The sequence below is a fragment of the Sphingobium boeckii genome (genome assembly GCF_014199215.1).
Lineage (GTDB): Bacteria > Pseudomonadota > Alphaproteobacteria > Sphingomonadales > Sphingomonadaceae > Sphingobium_A > Sphingobium_A boeckii.
Map to the genome: position 1 here is coordinate 217,010 of NZ_JACIJC010000005.1, position 17,930 is coordinate 234,939.

21 protein-coding genes and 1 other RNA gene are annotated in these 17,930 nt (G+C 60.7%); 13 read left to right on the plus strand and 9 right to left on the minus strand.

The window, feature by feature from the left end; translation table 11 throughout:
- Positions 1–63 precede the first annotated feature (63 nt).
- The 4 genes from FHS49_RS15585 to FHS49_RS15600 all read right to left on the minus strand — a co-directional run bounded on the left by FHS49_RS15585 (position 64) and on the right by FHS49_RS15600 (position 4,423).
- Positions 64–489: an MAPEG family protein gene (locus FHS49_RS15585; protein WP_184020304.1), complete on the minus strand. Its 426-nt coding sequence runs from the start codon at positions 487–489 to the stop codon at positions 64–66.
- A gap of 69 nt (positions 490–558) precedes the next feature.
- Positions 559–1,761: a type III PLP-dependent enzyme gene (locus FHS49_RS15590; RefSeq protein WP_184020306.1), complete on the minus strand. Its 1,203-nt coding sequence runs from the start codon at positions 1,759–1,761 to the stop codon at positions 559–561.
- A gap of 172 nt (positions 1,762–1,933) precedes the next feature.
- The gene (locus FHS49_RS15595) at positions 1,934–3,106 is read right to left on the minus strand and encodes a carboxynorspermidine decarboxylase (RefSeq protein WP_184020308.1); all 1,173 of its coding nucleotides are present in this window, start codon (positions 3,104–3,106) and stop codon (positions 1,934–1,936) included.
- Positions 3,107–3,217: 111 nt separating this feature from the next.
- Positions 3,218–4,423 (minus strand): saccharopine dehydrogenase family protein, encoded by a 1,206-nt coding sequence (locus FHS49_RS15600; RefSeq protein WP_184020310.1) that lies wholly within the window; start codon positions 4,421–4,423, stop codon positions 3,218–3,220.
- An 87-nt stretch (positions 4,424–4,510) separates the two neighbouring features.
- Between FHS49_RS15600 and FHS49_RS15605 the strand changes: the two genes are divergently transcribed.
- Positions 4,511–5,473, plus strand: a complete 963-nt coding sequence (locus tag FHS49_RS15605; RefSeq protein WP_184020312.1) for a threonine ammonia-lyase — start codon at positions 4,511–4,513, stop codon at positions 5,471–5,473.
- Entirely contained in the window at positions 5,473–5,661 is a 189-nt protein-coding gene (locus FHS49_RS15610) for a hypothetical protein (protein ID WP_184020314.1), read from the plus strand. The genes FHS49_RS15605 and FHS49_RS15610 overlap by 1 nt, the downstream gene beginning before the upstream one ends.
- Positions 5,662–5,730: 69 nt before the next feature.
- Here FHS49_RS15610 and FHS49_RS15615 read toward each other — a convergent pair whose 3' ends face one another.
- Positions 5,731–6,387, minus strand: coding sequence for an alpha/beta hydrolase (locus FHS49_RS15615; protein ID WP_184020317.1), 657 nt, complete (start codon positions 6,385–6,387; stop codon positions 5,731–5,733).
- Between the two features lie 117 nt (positions 6,388–6,504).
- Between FHS49_RS15615 and FHS49_RS15620 the strand changes: the two genes are divergently transcribed.
- The 9 genes from FHS49_RS15620 to FHS49_RS15665 all read left to right on the plus strand — a co-directional run bounded on the left by FHS49_RS15620 (position 6,505) and on the right by FHS49_RS15665 (position 12,224).
- Entirely contained in the window at positions 6,505–7,581 is a 1,077-nt protein-coding gene (locus tag FHS49_RS15620) for a cysteine desulfurase family protein (protein ID WP_343052997.1), read from the plus strand.
- The gene (locus FHS49_RS15630) at positions 7,578–8,816 is read left to right on the plus strand and encodes a cysteine desulfurase family protein (RefSeq protein ID WP_246350838.1); all 1,239 of its coding nucleotides are present in this window, start codon (positions 7,578–7,580) and stop codon (positions 8,814–8,816) included. Before FHS49_RS15620 ends, FHS49_RS15630 begins: the two co-directional genes overlap by 4 nt.
- Positions 8,813–9,142 carry a 2Fe-2S iron-sulfur cluster-binding protein gene (locus FHS49_RS15635; RefSeq protein WP_184020318.1) on the plus strand — a complete coding sequence of 110 codons (330 nt, stop codon included), beginning with the start codon at positions 8,813–8,815 and terminating at the stop codon, positions 9,140–9,142. The genes FHS49_RS15630 and FHS49_RS15635 overlap by 4 nt, the downstream gene beginning before the upstream one ends.
- 41 nt (positions 9,143–9,183) lie before the next feature.
- The gene (locus FHS49_RS15640) at positions 9,184–9,423 is read left to right on the plus strand and encodes a ribbon-helix-helix domain-containing protein (RefSeq protein ID WP_221240538.1); all 240 of its coding nucleotides are present in this window, start codon (positions 9,184–9,186) and stop codon (positions 9,421–9,423) included.
- A gap of 26 nt (positions 9,424–9,449) precedes the next feature.
- Positions 9,450–9,704, plus strand: coding sequence for a type II toxin-antitoxin system RelE/ParE family toxin (locus tag FHS49_RS15645; protein WP_184020322.1), 255 nt, complete (start codon positions 9,450–9,452; stop codon positions 9,702–9,704).
- A gap of 36 nt (positions 9,705–9,740) precedes the next feature.
- An RNA gene (gene ffs, locus FHS49_RS15650) (signal recognition particle sRNA small type) lies at positions 9,741–9,838 on the plus strand.
- A gap of 66 nt (positions 9,839–9,904) precedes the next feature.
- Entirely contained in the window at positions 9,905–11,518 is a 1,614-nt protein-coding gene (locus FHS49_RS15655) for a DNA polymerase III subunit gamma/tau (protein ID WP_184020324.1), read from the plus strand.
- Positions 11,515–11,838: a YbaB/EbfC family nucleoid-associated protein gene (locus FHS49_RS15660; protein WP_184020326.1), complete on the plus strand. Its 324-nt coding sequence runs from the start codon at positions 11,515–11,517 to the stop codon at positions 11,836–11,838. The genes FHS49_RS15655 and FHS49_RS15660 overlap by 4 nt, the downstream gene beginning before the upstream one ends.
- A 77-nt stretch (positions 11,839–11,915) precedes the next feature.
- The gene (locus tag FHS49_RS15665) at positions 11,916–12,224 is read left to right on the plus strand and encodes a hypothetical protein (protein ID WP_221240539.1); all 309 of its coding nucleotides are present in this window, start codon (positions 11,916–11,918) and stop codon (positions 12,222–12,224) included.
- Positions 12,225–12,259: 35 nt separating this feature from the next.
- Here FHS49_RS15665 and mtgA read toward each other — a convergent pair whose 3' ends face one another.
- From mtgA to FHS49_RS15685, 4 genes are all read right to left on the minus strand, one after another.
- Complete coding sequence (gene mtgA, locus FHS49_RS15670; protein WP_184020328.1) at positions 12,260–12,982, minus strand: monofunctional biosynthetic peptidoglycan transglycosylase; 723 nt, start codon at positions 12,980–12,982, stop codon at positions 12,260–12,262.
- 113 nt (positions 12,983–13,095) lie between these two features.
- The gene (locus FHS49_RS15675; RefSeq protein WP_184020330.1) at positions 13,096–14,739 is read right to left on the minus strand and encodes a hypothetical protein; all 1,644 of its coding nucleotides are present in this window, start codon (positions 14,737–14,739) and stop codon (positions 13,096–13,098) included.
- Between the two features lie 44 nt (positions 14,740–14,783).
- Positions 14,784–15,692 (minus strand): RNA polymerase sigma factor RpoH, encoded by a 909-nt coding sequence (gene rpoH, locus FHS49_RS15680; protein ID WP_184020332.1) that lies wholly within the window; start codon positions 15,690–15,692, stop codon positions 14,784–14,786.
- Positions 15,693–15,747: 55 nt separating this feature from the next.
- Complete coding sequence (locus FHS49_RS15685) at positions 15,748–16,698, minus strand: RluA family pseudouridine synthase (RefSeq protein ID WP_184020334.1); 951 nt, start codon at positions 16,696–16,698, stop codon at positions 15,748–15,750.
- 43 nt (positions 16,699–16,741) lie between these two features.
- Between FHS49_RS15685 and FHS49_RS15690 the strand changes: the two genes are divergently transcribed.
- Positions 16,742–17,137, plus strand: coding sequence for a M67 family metallopeptidase (locus FHS49_RS15690; protein ID WP_246350841.1), 396 nt, complete (start codon positions 16,742–16,744; stop codon positions 17,135–17,137).
- A 60-nt stretch (positions 17,138–17,197) separates the two neighbouring features.
- Positions 17,198–17,842, plus strand: coding sequence for a histidine phosphotransferase family protein (locus FHS49_RS15695; protein ID WP_184020338.1), 645 nt, complete (start codon positions 17,198–17,200; stop codon positions 17,840–17,842).
- Positions 17,843–17,930 lie beyond the last annotated feature (88 nt).

Below are 17,930 nucleotides of genomic sequence, written 5' to 3' on the forward strand. Positions count from 1 at the left end.
CAAGTGACCACGTCTCTCGACTACGCTCGGGACAAACGGGGCGAGGGTTTGGCCTGTTTTCGGTCAGAAAACCAAAATTGCCGCCCTTATAACCAGCGCGACAAGTACGAGGCTTGCAAGAAGGAATATCCCGAAGCGGATCGTCACCTTGTTCACCATCGCTTGAACCAAGCTGTGGACCACGCGCAAACCGACATAAACCCAGGCGAGCTGAAGGTTCAGGCCGTCGCCCGCGCCCAGCAAGGCTAGGCTGAGCGCCACGGCGTAGAAAACCGTGGGCTGCTCCATCAAATGATTGTAATTATGCGCCTTCCACTGGACCGTGGCGGGCAGCATCTCATCGAGCTGCTTGCCGGTATTGCCCACCAATTTGTCGGGATCGACCTTGGCCCTTTGCATCGCGGGAATGCGTGTGGCGTACATCCATAGCCACATCACCATCGTCCAGGCCGTGAGCGCGATCACGGGCGCGAGTATCTGCGTGCTCATCAGAAAACACCCTCTCCCTTGTTTTCAAGGAAGAGGGTGCTTCAGTTCGTTTCGAAGGTCAAATGCGCGTTACAGCCGCTTGATGGACACCACGGTGCCGGGCTTGCGCACGGGGTCTTCGCTCTCGTCCATATAGAGGCTCGCCATGGGCTCATCCTCGGCTTCCACGGTCTCGACATCGCCGAAACCGTTAAAGGCCGTGCGCATGGCGCAGCCATAGGCACCCAGCATCCCGATCTCGATATAGTCGCCCGCCTTGGTGTCGCCAGGCAGCATGAACGGACCCGCCATATGATCCATATCGTCGCAAGTGGGGCCATAGAAGCTGAACGGCATGTCGCGCGTGTTGCTTTCCGGTTCGCGCAGCAGCTTCACCGGAAAGCGCCAGCCGACATGCGCCGCATCAAACAGTGCGCCATAGGCGCCATCGTTGATATACAGTTCATCGCCCCGACGGCGTTCGACACGAACCAGCAGGCTGGCATATTCAGCGCACAAAGCCCGGCCCGGCTCGCACCAGAGTTCGGCCGAATAACTGATCGGCAGGCTCTCGAACGCATCATGGATCGCCTGGAAATAGCCTTCCAATGGTGGCGGTTCCATGCCGGGATAGACGGATGGAAAACCGCCGCCGACATCGATCAGATCCACCGTAACGGCGGCTGCAACGATCGCCGCGCGCACCTGCTCCATCGCTTCCAGATACGCCTTGGGCGTCATCGCCTGGCTGCCGACGTGGAAGCAGATGCCCAAAGTGTCGGCCGCCTGACGCGTGGCCATCAGCAATTCCGCCGAATCGCGCGCATCAGCGCCGAATTTTGCGGCGAGGCTGAGCTTGGAGTGATCTGAGGAGACACGCAGACGCACTGCCAGCGTAAGATCGCTGGCGTGGCGGGTGGCGCGCTGGATCTTTTCCAGTTCCTCGATCGTATCGAGCGAGAAGGTCTTTACGCCATGATTGAAATAGGCCTCGCGGATCGCTTCCTCGGCTTTCACCGGGTGCATGAAGCAAAGCTCGGCTTCAGGCAGGATCTTCGAAACCAGTCTCACTTCCGCGATCGACGCCACGTCGAAATGCGTGATGCCGCTATCCCAGAGAATCTGGAGCAGATCGGGCGACGGATTCGCCTTCACCGCATAAAGCGACCGGCCCGGAAACTTCTCCACGAAGAAGCGGGCGGCGCGCTGTGCAGCGTGCGGACGAATGAGCGTGACCGGTTGAACCGGACGAAGGGCGGCAGCTAGCCCCAGCGCGCTATGATGCTTGTGCAACTCAAGGGACCTCCAGTGTAGTCAACGAAAAGCTGCCTTGCGGTGGAAGTCCCATGGGGCAGCGGGGAAGCGCGATATATGAGGAGGGGGTCCCGGTGTAAAGTGGGTTTGCACATGCAAATCTCGCAATATGTCATTTGCATGACACATGCGCGGGCCATAGCGCCTCGTTTCAGGACAAACGGTCTCGAAAATCCTCATAGCCGAATGATTTGATGAGCTTGAGCGAATCGGTCTCGCTGTTCCACAAAGCGATCGCGGGCAGGGGGACGCCGTTGAACGTGTTGGTCTTCACCATGGAATAATGACCCTGATCGAGAAAGGCGATGCGGGTGCCGGGCGGGGGCGTGTCGGTGAAGGTATAATCCCCGATGATGTCGCCCGCGAGGCAGGACGGGCCGCCCAGTCGCATCGTGACGCCGGCGTCCGCCTCGCCCAGCAACGCGGGACGATAGGGTGCCTCGATCACATCGGGCATGTGGCAGGTGGCGGAAATGTCGGTGATCCCGACCGGCAACGTGTTTTCGAACGTGTCGAGGATTTCGCCCACCAATATGCCCGCGTCGAGCGCCACCGCTTCGCCGGGTTCGAGATAGAGATCGAGACCCGTTTCGTCTCTGACCTGTTGGAGATAGGTGATCAGATCCTCGCGCTGATAATCGGCGCGGGTGATATGATGTCCTCCCCCAAAATTCAACCATTTCACTTGTTTGAAATGCGGACTTAACAAAGGTTTCAAGCTGTCCCAAGTGCGGCGGAGCGGTTCGAAATCCTGTTCGCACAAGGAATGGAAATGCAGACCGCTGACGCCCTCCAGATGCGCGGGGCGCAGTTGCGAGACCGGAAAGCCAAGCCGTGATCCGGGCTGGCAGGGGTCATATTTGGGGACTTCACCTTCGCTATGCTCGGGGTTCAGGCGCAGCCCGATGTCGAACACCGCCCCTGCCGCGCGCGCCGCGGCAATCTCGGGTGCGAAACGCGAATGCTGGGCGGGAGAATTGAAGATGACGTGATCGGAAAGGCGGAAGATTTCCGGCAAATCCTCGGCCTTATAGGCGGCGCAATAGGTTTCGACCTCGCCGTAGTAATGTTCTCGGCCCAGTTTGGCCTCCCACAGGCCCGAGGCGCAGACGCCGTCGAGATATTCGCCCACGACATCGCCCAGGGACCACATGGAGAAGGCCTTGAGCGCGAGCAGCACCTTCACCCCCGAACGATCGCCCACCTCTTTCAGGATGGCGAGATTGCGCCGGATTGCAGCTTCGTCGACGACGAAACAGGGCGAAGGGACGCGGGTAAGATCGAAGCGCGCGAACGCGCCGGGATCACCGGCTTTGGTTTCCATGATCAATACTCCTGCCGTCATTCCCGCGAAGGCGGAAATCCCGCTTTTCCGTGAAGCATCCGAAGAAAGAAGAAGAGGGATCCCCGCTTTCGCGGGGATGACGGTGTGATCCTAGAACCCAAGCGGCCCGTCCAGTTCCTTTACCTGCCAGGGCAGGCCGTGGGTGTTGAGCATGTCCATGAAGGGGTCGGGATCGAACTGCTCCATGTTGAACACGCCCTCACCCTTCCAGGCACCGGTCAGCACCAAGGCAGCGCCGATCATCGCGGGGACGCCGGTGGTATAGCTCACCGCCTGATTGCCGGTTTCGGCATAGGCCTCCTCATGATCGCAGATTTGATAGACATAGACCGTCTTGGGCTTGCCGTTCTTTTCGCCGGTGGCGATGTCACCGATATTGGTCTTGCCCTTGGTCGTCACGCCGAGCGACGCGGGCTCGGGCAACACGGCCTTCAGGAATTGCAGCGGGATGATCTCGCGGCCTTCGTGCATCACTGGATCAATGCGGGTCATGCCGACATTCTGCAACACTTCCAGATGCTTGAGATACGCATCTCCGAACGTCATCCAGAAGCGGATCCGCTTGATCTCGGGATAGTGTTTCGCCAGCGATTCCAGTTCCTCATGATACATGAGATACATATTCTTTGCGCCGACCTGCTCGAAATCGAACACCTGCTTGGTGGAAAGCGGCGGGCTTTCGACCCATTGGCCATTTTCATAATGACGCGCCGGCGCGGTCACTTCGCGGATGTTGATCTCCGGGTTGAAATTGGTCGCGAAATGCTGGCCGTGATCGCCGCCGTTGCAATCGAGGATGTCGAGCGTGTCGATCCGGTCCAAATGGTGTTTTTTCAGATAGCTGGCGAACACGCTGGTCACGCCGGGATCGAAGCCCGAGCCGAGCAACGCCATCAGGCCGGCTGCCTTGAAGCGCTCCTGATAGGCCCATTGCCAGCTATATTCGAACTTGGCCTCGTCGCGCGGTTCGTAATTGGCGGTATCGAGATAATTGACGCCGGTCTTGAGGCAGGCGTCCATGATCGCCAGATCCTGATACGGCAATGCGAGATTGACGACGAGCGCAGGTTTCACGCGCGCGATCAGCGCGGCGGTCGCCTCGACATCATCGGCATCCACTTGCGCGGTGTCGATCACGACGCCGGTGCGCGCCTTGACCGATTCGGCGATGGCGTCGCATTTGGCGACGCGGCGGCTGGCGAGCGTGATGTGCGAAAAGATGTCCGAATTCATCGCCATCTTGTGCACCGCGACCGAGCCGACGCCACCCGCGCCGATAACCAGAACCTTGCTCAACTCTCTCTCCAATTGCCGGAATTCAATGGGGCTATATAGGGATCCATCATGACAGGGCAAAGTCTCGCGGTGTTCGATGGAGGTCCAATGCGTAAACCGACAGCCCAGGGCGTCATCGAGGCCGCGGCAAAAGTGGCGCAGATCGTCCCGGTCACACCGCTGCTGCCACTCGAAACGCCCGCGGGCACGATCTGGTGCAAGGCCGAATCGCTTCAGCCGATGGGCGCGTTCAAGCTGCGCGGCGCCTGGCATCGGCTGAGCGCGCTGAGCGCCGCCGAGCGCGGCGCGGGCGTAGTGGCCTTTTCATCGGGCAATCATGCGCAGGGCGTGGCCTGGGCCGCAAGCCGGCTGGGCATGGCGGCGACGATCGTGATGCCCGCCGATGCGCCCCGCCAGAAACTCGAATCGACGCGCGCGCTGGGCGCGGAGGTCTTGCTCTATGACCGCGTGACCGAAAGCCGCGAGGCGATTGCAGGCGCGTTGGCGGCCGAACGCGGGTCTGTGCTCGTGCCGAGCTTCGACGATCCCTGGGTGATCGAGGGGCAGGGCAGCGCGGGGACAGAGGCGGCGGCGCAGATGGCCGCACTGGCGGGCGGCGCGCCGGACCGGATCATCATACCGTGCGGGGGCGGCGGATTGGCCGCTGGGATCGCGCTGGCCTGTCCGGATGCGGAGATTATCGTGGCCGAACCCGAAGGCTGGGATGACATGACCCGATCGCTGGAGGCCGGCGCGATCGTTCCGGTCGGCCCGAATCCGCCCAGGACCGCCTGCGATGCGCTCCAGACCCTGCGCGTGTCTCCGCTGACCTTCGACATTCTGAACGCGCGCGGCGCGACCGGCGTTGCGGTGAGCGAGGACGAGATTGCGGAAGCGATGCGCGTGGCGTTCAGCCAAATGCGGCTGGTGATCGAGCCGGGCGGCGCGGTGGCGCTGGCGGCGGTTCTCGCGGGGCGGGTGGCGCTGACAGAGCGGACGCTGGTCATCCTGTCCGGCGGCAATGTGGATCCGGCGGATTATGTGCGAATATTGGAAGGAGGGGCGGGGTGATGCAGGCGGTTTTGGGCAGCATCGTGCAATTCGCGGTCAGCGTGGGGCCGGCTTTGCTGATGATTGCCGTGTTCGTGCTGGTGCTTGGCGGGGTGCGCATCATCCGCGCGGGAAACCGGCAGAAGGGTGTGCTGATGCTGGTGTGCGCGCTGGTGTTTTTCGTCAACGTGCTGCTGCTGACGCTGTGAAGCGGCAGATCGCGCCGCAGTGGCGGGCGCGCTAATCCTCCCCATCTGCGATGGGGAGGATTGAGACGGTCACTTGATCGGCGAATTCGGATCCAGCCGCATATCGAGATAATTGTCCACCGAGCGCATCAGATCGGGCATTTCATGCTCGAAGAAATGGTTGGCGCGGGGAATTTCGTCGTGATGGATCGTGATGTGCTTTTGCGTGCGCAGCTTTTCGACCAGTTTCTGCGTTGCGAGCGGAGTCGCGACTTCATCGCCGGTGCCCTGGATGATGATCCCCGACGAGGGGCAGGGCGCGAGGAAGGTGAAATCATACATGTTCGCGGGTGGCGCGATCGAGATGAAGCCCTTGATCTCCGGACGGCGCATCAAAAGCTGCATACCGATCCAGGCACCGAAGCTGAAGCCCGCGATCCAGGTGGTCTGCGCTTCGGGATGGAAGCTCTGCACCCAATCGAGCGCAGACGCCGCATCGGACAGCTCGCCGACACCATTGTCGAACGTGCCCTGCGATTTGCCGACGCCGCGGAAATTGAAGCGCAACGTGGCGAATCCGCGGCGCACGAACGTCTTGTAGAGCGCCTGGGTGATGCGATCGTTCATCGTGCCGCCGCCCTGGGGATGCGGATGGAGGATCATCGCGACAGGCGCGCGAGGACGGGGAGGGGGGCTGAAACGCCCTTCGAGACGGCCTTCTGGGCCGGGAAAAATGACTTCGGGCATGGCACCTTCGGATAAAAACAGGATTTTGGCGCGGCTCCAAGAGGCTTGGGGCTGTGCACCGTCGCGCCAGCCTATATAGAGACGCGCAAGGGTTTCGCAATCATCGGGAGCTTTTGCGTGGGCGACCGTCTTTATCTGGATCATGCGGCGACGACGCCGATGCTCCCCGCCGCACGGGATGCGATGGCCGGCGCATGGGCGCGCTGGGCCAATCCCTCATCGCCGCACGCCGAAGGCCGCGCCGCGCGTGCCGCGCTGGAGGACGCCCGTGCGCGCATTAAAAGCGCGCTCGGCTGGAGCGGCGACCTGATCTTCACCAGCGGCGCGACCGAGGCGATCGCAATCGCGCTCAAACGGACGCGGAGCGACGCAGTGCTGGTCTCCGCGGTCGAGCATGACGCGGTGCATCGCGCCGCGCCCAAGGCGTTTTTTCTGCCGGTGCAGGGCGACGGCACGGTGGCGGGCCATGCGCTCACCGGGCGGCTCGGCGCACTGGGCGCGAGCAACCCGCTGGTCGTGATCCAGTCCGCCAATAACGAGACGGGCGTGATCCAGCCCTTGGCGGAATTGGGCGCGATCGTGCGCGTCAATAAAGGCGCCTTGTTCGTGGATGCGTCGCAATCGGCGGGCAAGATGGCGCTGCCGGAGGCGGATATGATCGCGGTGTCCGCGCATAAATTGGGCGGGCCGCCGGGGATTGGGGCGCTGCTGATCGGGAATCTCGGGCTGATCGATCCCGATGGCGGGCAGGAAAAGGGCTATCGCGGCGGCACGGAGAATTTGCCCGCCGCGCTGGGCTTCGCGGCCGCGCTCGAATCGTCCAATGCCTGGTTCAAGCGGGCCGAGGATCTGCGCGCGCATCTGGACGGCGCGATCGAGGCGTCTGGCGGACAGATCGTGGCGCGCCGCACGCCGCGGCTGGCGACGATCGCCGCCTATCGGATGCCGGGCATGGCGTCCTCTGCGCAATTGATCCAGTTCGACATGGCCGGGATTGCGGTGTCGGCCGGGAGCGCCTGTTCCTCAGGCACGCTCAAGCCCAGTCATGTGCTCGCGGCCATGGGCTGGGATGCGGGCGAGGCGGCGGAGGTGATCCGGGTGAGCTTCGGGCCGGACACCAGCCGCGCCGACGTCTACCGTTTCGTCGAGCAATGGCAGCGGCTGGCGCGCGAGGCGAAGGCGCGCGCGGCATGAGCAGCGCGGACATCTATCTCGATTATCAGGCGACCACACCGCTCGCGCCCGAAGCGCTGGCGGCGATGATGCCCTGGCTGCGCGATGGGTTTGCCAATCCGCATTCGCCGCACAAGGCGGGGCGCGCGGCGCACGCGGCGGTGGAGGTGGCGCGGGAGCGCATCCTTTCTGCGCTTCACAATTTGTCCCGAGCGACGGCTTTCGTGAGCGAAGCCGAAGGGTCGAGCGACGCGGGGACCGGTGCGGGCGGTGTCTCGACCGCGCTCGACACAAACGGAATGAAGGAAATTCCAAAGGGTCAATTGATCTTCACCTCCGGCGCGACCGAGGCGGCCAATATGGCGCTGCAGGGCGCGCTGGCGCTGGCACCCGCCGGGCGCCGCAAGATCGTGACGATCGCGACCGAACATGCCTGCGTGCGCGATACCGCGCTATGGCTGGGTGCGCATGGCCATCAATGCGTGATGCTGCCGGTTCATGCGGATGGGCTGGTCGATCTGCAGGCTGCCGCGGCGGAGATTGACGGCGAGACCGCGCTCGTCGCGGCGATGCTGGTCAACAATGAGATTGGCGTGATCCAGCCGATAGAGGCGCTTTCCGCGCTGGCGCGTGGGCAAGGCGCGCTGTTGTTCTGCGACGCGGTGCAGGGCTTCGGTCGCGTGCCCTTGCCGGTCGATGCGTGCGACATGATCGCGCTGTCGGCCCACAAGATCCATGGCCCCAAGGGTGTGGGGGCGCTCTGGCTGCGGGACGGCGTGGCAATCGGGCCGATCATCCATGGCGGCGCGCAAGAGGGCGGATTGCGCTCGGGCACGCTCAGCCCGGCCTTATGTGCCGGTTTCGGCGCGGCGGCGGAACTGGCGGACGCGCGGGCTGCGCCGGACGCCGCGCATGTGAGCGCGCTGGCCGCGCGGCTGTGCGAGCGTTTGAGCGGCTGGACGGTCAATGGATCCACTGACCAGCGCTATGCCGGCAATCTCAATCTGCGACTGCCCGGCCTGGATGCGGCGCGGCTGATCTCCGAGCTGCGTTCGGTCGCCTTTTCGGCGGGCTCGGCCTGCGCCAGCGGATCGGGGCGGCCCAGCCATGTGCTGTCCGCGCTCGGCCTGACGGATGCGGAAGCGCGCGCGAGCATTCGGCTGGGCTTCGGACGCTACACCACGATGGATGAAATCGACCGAGCGGCGGCGTTGATCGCCGAGGCCGCCGCGCGGCAGGACGCGCTGGCGGCATGACTTTGGTGCGCTTTCTCAATGGCGGCGGGATCAGCGAAGTCACCGGCCAACCCGGCGACAATCTGCTGACGCTTGCCCAGAATGACGGCCAGCCGCTGGAAGGCACATGCGAGGGGCAGATGGCTTGTTCCACATGTCACGTGATCGTGGCGGCCGAGGATTTCGGGAAATTGCCGCGCGCGTCGGAAATGGAAGAGGATATGCTCGATCTGGCGGCAGGCGCGACGCGGACGAGCCGGCTGGCGTGCCAGATCCAGCTCACCGAAGCGCTGGACGAACTCACTGTCCGCATCCCCGGCGAAGTGCGGAACATGCAGGGTCGTTGACAAACTTTGGCAAGAATGAGAAATTTTCTGTCATGGCAACGATGAACATCTCACTCCCTGATGAAATGAAAGCTCGGGTTGAAGAGCGCGTCAAATCTGGTGTCTATGCCGATGTGAGTGATTACGTCCGCGACCTGATCCGGGACGATCTCAGCGATCCTGACCGTTGGATATCACCTAATATCGCCAGCATAATCGAAGATGGAGAGGAAAGCGAAGACAGTGAAAAAACGCTGGAACAGATTTTTGCCGAGGCGAAATCACAATATCGCTCAAGCTGAAAATCAGCAGGCGTGCTGAACGCGAGTTGATCGAAATCTGGCGCTATACGGCGCGCGAATGGGGCGTGGCGCAAGCCGAGCTTTACGAAACCGAAATTCTCGAGGCTGCGGGAATTTTGTGCAAGCACCCCAACATCGGCAGCCCACGCCTATTCAAAGATAAAGTCTATCGAAAATTGACCGTCGGGCGGCATGTGATCATTTACCGACGCGAGCGCAGCAATATCCGTATTCTGAGCGTCGTCCATTCGGCAACGGCAGAAGCAAAGGGAAATGCCTGACCCCTTGTCTCCCGCCTCGACTTCGCCCATATGCGCCGCGGGAGTCGGGCGGACGGAGCAGTCGCCAACCCGGTCAGATCCGGAAGGAAGCAGCCGTAACGAATTCGCCCCGGGTCGTTCCGGCTCCCACCTTCCCCACGCCGCCTTCGACAAAACTGGCCCTTCGACAAAAGCGGCGTCAGTCCCTAGATTGATGCGCGATGTCCGAATCTCCCCAACCTTATCGCGTGCTTGCGCGCAAATACCGACCGCAGAGCTTTGCCGAACTGATCGGCCAGGATGCGATGGTCACCACGCTTGGCAATGCGATCAAGCGCGACCGGCTGGCGCATGCCTTTCTGCTGACCGGCGTGCGCGGTGTGGGCAAGACCTCCACCGCGCGGTTGATCGCCAAGGCGCTCAACTGCATCGGGGCTGACGGGCAGAGCGGTCCGACGATCGCGCCCTGCGGCGTGTGCGAACCCTGCATCGCGATCGCCGAGGGGCGGCATATCGATGTGGTGGAAATGGACGCCGCCAGTCATACCGGGGTGGACGATGTGCGTGAGATCATTGAGGCCGTGCGCTACGCCGCGGTCTCGGCGCGCTACAAAGTCTACATCATCGACGAAGTGCACATGCTTTCCAAGAACGCGTTCAACGCGTTGCTCAAGACTCTGGAAGAGCCGCCGCCGCATGTGAAATTCCTGTTCGCCACCACTGAAGTGAATAAGGTGCCGGTCACGGTGCTTTCGCGCTGCCAGCGTTTCGATCTGCGCCGGATCACCGCGGACATGCTGGCGACGCATTTCGCGAAGATCGTGCGCGCCGAAGGCGTCGAGGCCGAACCCGAAGCTTTGGCGCTGGTGGCGCGTGCCGCGGAAGGCTCTGCGCGTGACGGGCTTTCGATCCTGGATCAGGCGATCGCCCATGCCGATATGGAAGGCAGTCATGGCGTCACTGCGCAACAAGTGCGTGAGATGCTTGGGCTTTCCGATCGTGGCGCGGTGCGCCGTCTGTTTGGTCACATGGTCGGCGGCGATGCTGTCGCGACCTTGAAAGCCTTGCGCGACCAGCATGATCTGGGGGTTGAGCCGGTGGCGATCCTGCGCGCGTTGCTGGAGACGGTGCATGGCGTGACGCTCGCCAAAGTGGGAGGGTCGGACGATCCGGCGCTGTCCGCCGAAGAGCGCGAAGCCCTGCAGGACTGGTCAAGTCGCTTATCCTATGCGGCGCTGCACCGGCTGTGGCAGTTGCTCCTGAAGGGGCATGATGAGGTGGTGCGCGCGTCCTTGCCGATCGAGGCGGCGGAAATGGCGCTGTTGCGCGTGATCCACGCAGCGCAGCTTCCCGATCCGGGCGAACTTATTAAAAAGCTCAGCAATGGCGAGGCCGTGGCGACGCCCGTCCAGCAAGGGGCGGCGTCCGGTCAACCCAGTCCGCCGCCGCCGTCGCAGACGCTGCCTGCGGATATGCCCGCATTGGTGGCGCTGCTGGAAACGGGCGGACGACACCGTCTCGCGCAAATTCTGCACGATGATATCGGCCTGATCCGGCTTGAGCCGCCCGTGCTCGATATCCGGCTGCTGCGGCCGCAATCGAGCGAAGTCGTGCGCGATCTGGCGGTGGAGCTGAAGGCGCTGACCGGTGCGGCCTGGGAGGTCAATTGCCTCGATGGTCCCGCGGCGCCCAGCCTCAAGCAGCAGGATGAAGCGCGCGAGGATCGCGCCCGTGCGGCGATCATGGCCACGCCGATCGTGAAAGCGGCGTTTGAAACATTTCCCGGATCCGAAATGGATTGGGAGCGGACTGAATTACGGAGTGCACAAGCATGAAAAGTCTCGATGACATCCTGAACATGGCAAAAAACGTGCAGGACGAGTTGGAAAAGGCGCAGGCCAATCTCGATACGATCGAGGTGGAAGGCGCATCCGGCGGCGGGCTGGTGAAGGTGAAGGCCAGCGCCAAGGGCCGCATCATCGCGGTTACCATCGACGAAAGCCTGCTCGCGCCGTCCGAAAAGCAGATGCTGGAGGATCTGGTGGCCGCGGCTTTCAACGATGCGCGCGCGAAGGCGGATGCGGCGTCGAGCAGCGAAATGAGCAAGATGACCAGCGGCCTGCCGCTGCCGCCGGGCTTCAAGCTGCCCTTCTGATCCAGCCGGGCCATTCCGCCCATGGAACGTCCTTCGGCGGGCGGCGTTGATCCTCCATATTGAAAAAGGAGGATCATATGTCTGAAGAACGGATCACCGAACGCACCGACGCCAGTGGCAATGTCACCGAGCGCGTGATCGAGCGCGGCACCCCCGGTCTCACGGTCGTGGAACGACGCGGCGGCGGTGGTGGCGTGGTCGTGGGGCTGATCATCGTCTTCGCACTGGGCATCCTCGGCTTCTTCCTGTTCGACATGAACAAGAGCGAGACGGCGAAGGATGATGCCATTACGCAAGCCGTGGGCAAGGTGGGCGACGGCGCGCAGAAAGTGGGCGACGCGGCGGATCGCGCTGCGGACAAATTGACGGGCGATGACACGAAGTAAGACCTTGTAATTGCCGCCTGCGTGGGAATGACAGATCAGCGCAGGCAGCGATCATAGCCGTCGCGGCGGATGACATTGACCCAGCGCGCCAGACGATTGCCGTGTTTGCGCGTAAAACCGCCCGGATCGATCGCGGCGCGCTTTTTCGGCAAGGGGAGCACAGCCGCGATCCGCGCGGCCTCTGTGGGCGTCAACCGGCTCGCGTCATGACCGAAATAGCGCTGCGCCCCGGCATTGGCACCATAAGTGCCGATGCCGGTTTCGGCGACGTTGAGATACACCTCCATGATCCGCGGTTTTCCCCAGATCCATTCGATCAGCAATGTGAAATAGGCCTCAAGCCCCTTGCGGAAAAACCCGCCGCCCTGCCACAGAAACGCGTTTTTCGCGGTCTGCTGGCTGATCGTCGAGCCGCCGCGAATCCGCCCGCCCTTGGCATTGCGCTTGATCGCATCCTCGATCGCATCGGCATCGAAGCCCGAATGCGTGCAGAATTTCCCATCCTCCCCCGCGATCACCGCGCGCGCCATATTAGGGTCCATGCGCGACAGCGGCATCCAGTCCTTCTCGATCCCGCGCCCGGCGGTCCAGTCCCCGATCATCGTGAAGGTCATGGGCGGCGGCACGAATTTGTAGAGCAGCACCCACAGCAATGAGCCGATGAAAAAGATCGCGATCCCGCGGCAGAGCCAGCCGAAGATACGACGCGGCCAGGAGCGTCTGGATCGGGAGCGGGTGGGCTTTGCGCGGCGGGCCATGGTGTAGCGATACGGGGATAGGGCGGGGCTTGGCAATTGCGATGTGGCGGATCGGACGAAACGTCGCTCTGGCAGCGCCGTCGATCCCCATCACTCATCTTTTGCCTTGGAGATTATTTGGTTCGTGGTGGCTTTGCATCTAACTTTGGATTTTGCGCGGAAACCGGTCTTGAAATAACGACCGTACCGCTTGAAGTTGTTACAAATTCCAGGCCGGACGACTGATCGAACGCGATCTCTGCATATGAGAGCCTTGCGGGCCCGTCACCTGTCAACGCATGATGGTCTGCCCAAAGAACGATTGGGCAATGTTCAGGGCGCGGCAATTTTACCACTCCCTCAAGGGGGAGCAAAGTGACGGAAAAGCCAGCTTCATGGGATAGCCGTTTGTAAATGGAATATAATATTTCGCTCTCGCGCTTTGCAACCTTTGAATATCGTCCTCCGGACCCACGCCAAGAACTAGTCGCAAAAACTCTTGTGTCAGGACAATTATGGACGATGTTTGCGATGAGCGCTTGACCCTCATACCAGCCCAAATATTTCGAGGATTTATAGCCATTGTACATGACGGAAGTGATCGCGGCCGTCAGAAAAAGAAAGAAATACAACTTTCGTTTCAATATGTGAGATGCTGACAAAGCAGTAATCAGACCGCATAATATGACTGACCATATCGTCAGGTATCTCTGATCTATTACAGGCTTGAAATAATGTATTGAAAGCAATAATGTTGCCGATATGAGCAGGCTCAGCGCTAAAATCACGATGAAATTATTTTCATTATTTGGATGAAGCGTGGAATTCCAATTTCTGAATGAATATATTGAAGAAAAATTGGCGACTGGATTTGCGATAAATATTTTTATTGCAACAATGCCAAACAAGAATACACTATGTATTACAGTTGTTTTCAGCCAGCTATAGTCAAAGTCGTTCACAATATAGGGAAATTGTAGGCTGACGAATAACAGGGTTACGCACCATGCGAAAATCGCAGGGATAGCAATGATCAAAAACCAGAATTTGCGGCGCCAATATATCAGATAGGCCAAAAATAAACCAACGACAGTGCTGACGATCAGGCCAGTCAAAAAATGTATGCTGATACCAAATGCTATGGAGACAATACCAAGCGCCGTTATCAACAAATTTTTGAAAGGACTCTCATTTTCTGCACGCAAAATTACATGAAATACGAATTGTATAACAATTCCGATAAGGCAAAGTTGAAAAAAATACGATCTGAATTCCGAAAATGAATTCATAAAATAGGGTAATGAAGTAATATATACTGAAAATAATATAAAAAAAGGATGTTTGTTATTGGCCCGCCACATCGAGAATGACGAAAAATATAATATAAAGAGTGGGGGTGTGTTTAGAATCAGTCTTAAAAAATGTATGTTTTCAAGACCAATTCTCATACTGACGTAATAGAGCGCATTTGCAAATACGGGATGGGTATCTCTAAGCCAGCGATCATGAAGCGCTGTTGCAAAGGAAATTTTCAGATCACCAAAATGCAACGACCAGAATTCATCCAGTCCAACACCCCGTAACTGGGTCACGCCGATCATTACAGCGATACTGAATACAAAAAACAGGATAAGCGAGATTTTTTCGTCGCGCGAGCCAAGGGCTCGCTTCTGAATATCGTTCACTGTTGTTCCCCCAGCCATCGTTATATGAGGCTTTGGGGCGGCGGCAACACGAAAAGACCATCCGCTCCATATCAGGAGCGAATGGTCTTTCAAGACATACACCCGACGTCATTGCACGAGACCGGGTTGATTTCAGATTATATCGATAGCGGCAGCAGCCTCTTTTCGCCCGCAAGCCGCATCATCGCCTTCTGCAGCTTCTCAAACGCGCGCACCTCGATCTGGCGGACGCGCTCGCGCGACACGCCATAGACCTGGCTCAGTTCCTCCAGCGTCTTGGGCTCTTCGGCCAGACGGCGTTCGGTCAGGATATGCTGTTCGCGCTCGTTCAGATCGTCGAGCGCTTCGGTCAGCATCGTATGCCGCACGTCCTTTTCCTCGGCATCGGCCAGACGCTCGTCCTGCAAAGGATCGGTATCGACCAGCCAATCCTGCCACTGGCCATCGCCATCCTCGCGCATGGGGACGTTCAGCGAAGTGTCACCGCCCATCGCCATGCGACGGTTCATGCTGGTCACATCATCTTCGGACACGCCCAGATCGGTCGCAATCTTGGTCAGATGTTCGGGCTTCAGATCACCATCCTCGAACGCATCGAGCTTGTTCTTCATCCGGCGCAGGTTGAAGAACAATTTCTTCTGCGACGCGGTGGTGCCCATTTTTACGAGGCTCCACGACCGCAGGATGAATTCCTGGATCGAGGCGCGGATCCACCACATGGCATAGGTCGCCAGACGGAAGCCGCGATCGGGCTCGAATTTCTTCACGCCCTGCATCAAGCCGATATTCCCTTCGGAAATCAGCTCCGACACGGGCAGGCCATAGCCGCGATAGCCCATCGCGATCTTCGCCACGAGGCGCAGATGCGAGGTGACGAGTTGCGCCGCGGCTGCGGGATCCTGATGCTCCTGAAACCGCTTGGCGAGCATATATTCCTGCTCGGGCGCGAGAATGGGGAATTTCTTGATCTCGGACAGATAGCGGTTGAGGCTTTGTTCACCACCCAAAGCGGGGATCGTCGCGGGGACGTTGGTGTTGCCGGCCATAATCTTTCTTTCTCCCTGGTCGCGTCCCGGACTCGGGGGCGACTGTGTTGAACGTCTATACCACTAATAGGCTGAACAGTTCCTGCATATCGTCAGGAATTTCGCTATCGAAGGATAAAGCCGCGCTTGTGACGGGGTGGATAAAGCCCAGATGCGCAGCATGAAGCGCCTGCCGCCGGAAATCCAGCCTCTGGATGATCGCGCGCTGATTGCCGCGCGGACGCCCGTAAACGGGGTCGCCGATCAAAGGGTGACCGATGGAAGCCATGTGCACGCGAACCTGATGCGTGCGCCCGGTCTCCAGCCGGCATTCGACCAACGCGGCGTCCCTGAGCGGGCGGATCGTGCGATAATGAGTCACTGCGCGCTTGCCGCCCTGGACGATGGCGATCTTCTTGCGATTGTTGGGAGCGCGCGCGAGCGGGGCGTCCACCGTGCCCGAGGTGGGACGGAGCAGACCGTTCACGATCGCGCGATAGCGCCGGTCTATGCTGTGCGCGGCGAATTGCTCCGCCAGGCCGATATGCGCCGCATCCGTCTTGGCGGCGACCATCAGGCCGGAGGTATCCTTGTCGATTCGGTGGACGATGCCAGGCCGCGCCACGCCGCCGATGCCGGAGAGGCTCCCGCGGCAATGATGGAGCAGGGCGTTCACCAAAGTCCCGTCCGCATTGCCCGCCGCGGGATGAACGACCAGCCCGGCAGGCTTGTCGATCACGATCAGATGCTCGTCTTCATAAGCGATATTGAGCGCGATATCCTGGGCTTCATTGTGAAGCGGCGTGGGGGCGGGAATATCGAGGCGGAAAGCCGCGCCCGCCCTGGCCTTGGCGGAGGGATCTGACACGGATGCGCCCGCTTCGTTGCGCACCTGCCCACCGGCGATCAGCGCCTTGATCCGCTCACGCGAGAGATCGGGGAGCGCGTCGGCCAGCGCCTTGTCCAGCCGCCAGCCATCGGCCTTGGTGCCTATCAGTGCGTCAACAGTGGAAAGCCCCCGTTCCATTGGCTAGGATGTGGGCATGGCCGTGCACATATCAAGAGCCTTGATGGACCGAATTCTGGATCACGCGGCGGGATCGCCCACTCGCGAGGTCTGTGGGCTGCTGCTGGGCGATGAAGGCCGAATTCTGGATGTGGTCGCCGCCGCCAACGTCGCCGCCGAACCCGAGACGCGGTTCGAGATCGATCCCGCCATCCTTTTTGCGGCGATCAGGGCCGAGCGTTTGGGCGGACCAAGGGTGATCGGCCATTATCATAGTCATCCAAATGGGATCGCCGCGCCTTCTCAAAGAGACGCGGCGGATGCTGGCGATCGGGCGCGGCTCTGGCTGGTGATTGCGAAAAAACAGACGACGCTGTGGCATTCCGGGGTGGTTACAGGGCTTCACGGGTGCTTCGCGCCGCTCGAACTGAGCATCGAAAGCGGCTGCGCGGTTGCATGATGCGGCGCGCTTCGCCAGAAGGGCCGCCAATCAGAACGTGTTTCCTTTGAAAGGGGCCGAATGTCGATCAACGCCGTGGATTTCGCCAGCCTGCTCTGTTCACGGCTGTGCCACGACCTGCTGAGCCCTGTCGGCGCGCTCAACAACGGGCTGGAGCTGCTCGCGGACGAGCATGATCCCGAGATGCGCGCGCGCTGCCTGGATCTGCTGTCCGAAAGCGCGCGGACATCGGCCAACAAGCTCAAATTCTTCCGGCTCGCCTTTGGCGCGGCGGGCGGTTTCGGCGAGGAAGTCGATACGCGCGAGGCCAAGGCGGCGATCGAGGGGCTGTTCGGCGTGGATGGCCGGGTCGAACTGGGCTGGCTGGTGGCCGAACAGGCGCTGAGCAAGACCGCGATCAAGATATTGCTCAATCTGGCGCTGATCGCGGGCGATGGCCTGGTGCGCGGCGGGCGGCTTGATGTCGGTGCCGAAAAAACCCCGGACGGGACCGAGATCGTGGTGCGCGCCGAAGGCCCGCGACTGGTGCTCGATCCCGAACTGCGCAAGGCGCTGCTGGGCGAAACGCCTGAAGATGCGCTCACCCCGCGCGCCGCCGCCGCCTGGCTGGTTCACCGCATCGCCGCGGATACGGGCGGATCGATCCAGGTCTCCGAGCCCGATGCGCCATTCTTGCTGTTCGGCGCGCAAATCGGGAATGGGTGAATGAACACCAGCCTCAGGCTGCTATTCCGGCATAGAAATCAAACAATATGTGCCTGGAACGGTTGTAGATATTCCGGAACCAATCTAG

Excerpts from the sequence above, each read along its gene's own strand:
- rpoH (WP_184020332.1), bottom strand. The coding sequence starts at position 15,692 with ATGGCCGGCAACACCAACGTCCCCGCGACGATCCCCGCTTTGGGTGGT.
- FHS49_RS15605 (WP_184020312.1), top strand. The coding sequence starts at position 4,511 with ATGCGTAAACCGACAGCCCAGGGCGTCATCGAGGCCGCGGCAAAAGTG.
- FHS49_RS15690 (WP_246350841.1), top strand. The coding sequence starts at position 16,742 with ATGGACCGAATTCTGGATCACGCGGCGGGATCGCCCACTCGCGAGGTC.
- mtgA (WP_184020328.1), bottom strand. The coding sequence starts at position 12,982 with ATGGCCCGCCGCGCAAAGCCCACCCGCTCCCGATCCAGACGCTCCTGG.
- FHS49_RS15685 (WP_184020334.1), bottom strand. The coding sequence starts at position 16,698 with ATGGAACGGGGGCTTTCCACTGTTGACGCACTGATAGGCACCAAGGCC.
- FHS49_RS15635 (WP_184020318.1), top strand. The coding sequence starts at position 8,813 with ATGACTTTGGTGCGCTTTCTCAATGGCGGCGGGATCAGCGAAGTCACC.
- FHS49_RS15610 (WP_184020314.1), top strand. The coding sequence starts at position 5,473 with ATGCAGGCGGTTTTGGGCAGCATCGTGCAATTCGCGGTCAGCGTGGGG.
- FHS49_RS15660 (WP_184020326.1), top strand. The coding sequence starts at position 11,515 with ATGAAAAGTCTCGATGACATCCTGAACATGGCAAAAAACGTGCAGGAC.
- FHS49_RS15630 (WP_246350838.1), top strand. The coding sequence starts at position 7,578 with ATGAGCAGCGCGGACATCTATCTCGATTATCAGGCGACCACACCGCTC.
- FHS49_RS15665 (WP_221240539.1), top strand. The coding sequence starts at position 11,916 with ATGTCTGAAGAACGGATCACCGAACGCACCGACGCCAGTGGCAATGTC.
- FHS49_RS15615 (WP_184020317.1), bottom strand. The coding sequence starts at position 6,387 with ATGCCCGAAGTCATTTTTCCCGGCCCAGAAGGCCGTCTCGAAGGGCGT.
- FHS49_RS15595 (WP_184020308.1), bottom strand. The coding sequence starts at position 3,106 with ATGGAAACCAAAGCCGGTGATCCCGGCGCGTTCGCGCGCTTCGATCTT.
- FHS49_RS15640 (WP_221240538.1), top strand. The coding sequence starts at position 9,184 with ATGAACATCTCACTCCCTGATGAAATGAAAGCTCGGGTTGAAGAGCGC.
- FHS49_RS15695 (WP_184020338.1), top strand. The coding sequence starts at position 17,198 with ATGTCGATCAACGCCGTGGATTTCGCCAGCCTGCTCTGTTCACGGCTG.
- FHS49_RS15655 (WP_184020324.1), top strand. The coding sequence starts at position 9,905 with ATGTCCGAATCTCCCCAACCTTATCGCGTGCTTGCGCGCAAATACCGA.
- FHS49_RS15585 (WP_184020304.1), bottom strand. The coding sequence starts at position 489 with ATGAGCACGCAGATACTCGCGCCCGTGATCGCGCTCACGGCCTGGACG.